This is a genomic window from Microbacterium sp. (assembly GCF_031178525.1).
Taxonomy (GTDB): domain Bacteria; phylum Actinomycetota; class Actinomycetes; order Actinomycetales; family Microbacteriaceae; genus Microbacterium.
The window spans coordinates 1-1,695 of sequence record NZ_JAPSJA010000392.1 but is presented as its reverse complement, the minus strand read 5'-3'; the positions used below and the strand labels follow the sequence as shown (position 1 = coordinate 1,695).

General features: G+C 72.5%; 3 protein-coding genes. All 3 read right to left on the bottom strand.

Annotated features, from left to right (window positions below; translation table 11 throughout):
• Window positions 1-862, bottom strand: an 862-nt coding sequence (locus tag RIF89_RS14755) for an ATP-binding protein (protein WP_309069824.1), incomplete at its 3' end; no start/stop codon positions are given.
• A 5-nt stretch (window positions 863-867) separates the two neighbouring features.
• Complete coding sequence (locus RIF89_RS14750) at window positions 868-1,515, bottom strand: response regulator transcription factor (RefSeq protein WP_309069823.1); 648 nt, start codon at window positions 1,513-1,515, stop codon at window positions 868-870.
• Window positions 1,512-1,695 (bottom strand): hypothetical protein (locus tag RIF89_RS14745; protein WP_309069822.1); only part of this gene is annotated, 184 nt, incomplete at its 5' end. The genes RIF89_RS14745 and RIF89_RS14750, both read right to left, overlap by 4 nt.

Here is a 1,695-nt window from a genome sequence, read left to right as displayed (position 1 = left end):
CCGCGATGCACTCACGGGCCAGGGGCTCGTCGCTGCCCTCGGGGTCATCCGACTCCGCGTTGGCGAGACGGGTGAGCGCCTCGCGCGCCATGGACACGGCGAGCTGACGCTCGCGCGGGGTCCGCGCGCGCTCGGCCGCGATCAGCGCCGCGAGCACGCTGTCGTGCATGAGGGCGGCGACAGCCACCCGCTCCTGCTCCCCCGCGTCGGCGGAGGCCGCGCGGGCGTACGACAGCACGGCCTGCTGCCGCGCGGCGTCCACGCCGCTGGCGAGGCTGCGCAGCACCCATGCCACCGTCACGAACACGAGACCCTGGATCAGGGCGACCGACACGTCATAGCCGATCCCGACCCAGTACTCCGGGGCGAACCCGCCGCGCACGAGCCGCACGACGGCGTAGATGACCGACATCGCGATCGCCCACACGTACTGCCAGCGCAGCGGGAACGCGATCATCGCGCCGACCGTCGCGAGGTTGACGAGGTAGAACGTCCACGGCTGCCCATGCGGGTCGGGCTGCGTGCCGGCTGTCACGAGCGGCCACAGCAGAAGCGCGACCGGATACAGGATCGCGAACACCGCCGAGCCGATGCGCGCGCCGCGGCCGATCAGGCACAGCAGCGTCATGACGGCGAGGCTCAGGAACACCGTGCCGTGCAGCACGGCGTGCGGTGCGCCGATGCCGTACAGCTCCCACGATGTGACGAACCCCTGGCCCCCGATGGCGAGACATCCGACCGCGACGACGATCTGGATGATCCGCTCCATGCGACTGGACGTGTAGCGGCCCGCCGTCTCGACGGTGCGTCCCGCCGGAGGCAGGGTGCCCCAGGCGGCGTCGATCACGCTCTGGGTCGCCACCGGGATCAGTCCTCCGCGGAGGAGTCGACGATGCCGTCCTCCATCGCGCGACGCAGGAGATCCACCTTGGTGGGCGCGGGGCGGCCGACCTCGATGTACTTCATGCGCACCCGGGTGATGTTCTCCTTGGCGGTGGAGTACGCCACGCCGAGCCGGTCGGCGACGATCTTGAGGGGCAGACCCGCGGCGTACAGGCGCAGCACCTCCCGCTCGCGTGCCGACAGCTGCGCGTCGGCGAACGCCCGGTCGCCCTCGACCGCGCTCGCCCACTCGACGTTGTTGAGGGGCTCGCCGCGTGCGGCGGTGCGCACGGCGCCCAGCACGTCGTCCAGGGGCGACGCCTTGCTGACGACGCCGACGGCGCCCGCGGCGAGCGCCTCGCGCACCGCGGCGGGCCGGTCGGCGACCGAGTGGATGATGACGGCGGACGCGTCCGCCAGGCTCACGACGTTCTCGGTGACCGTCGTGCCGTCGCCCAGCGTGAGATCGAGCAGCACCACATCCGCGGGCGGGGCTCCCGTCCCGGTGCGCCACGCCCGGTAGGCCGCGACGCTCGCGCCCGCGAAGACCACCTCTTCGCCGTCGCGTTCGAGTGCGGCGACGAGCCCGAGGCGCACGGACTCGTGGTCGTCGATGAGGGCCACGCGAGTCATGGGGAGAGCCTATCGGCGACGGGAAGCGTCACCCGCGCGGTCGGTGCCGCGAGGGCGGCGAGTCGGGCCAGGGCGCGGTCCCAGCCGATCATGAGCGCGCCGATGGCGACGACGGCGATGATCATCGGCAGCAGCGAGACCAGGACCCCGAACCAGTCGTCGCCGTTCGGCTGCATGAAC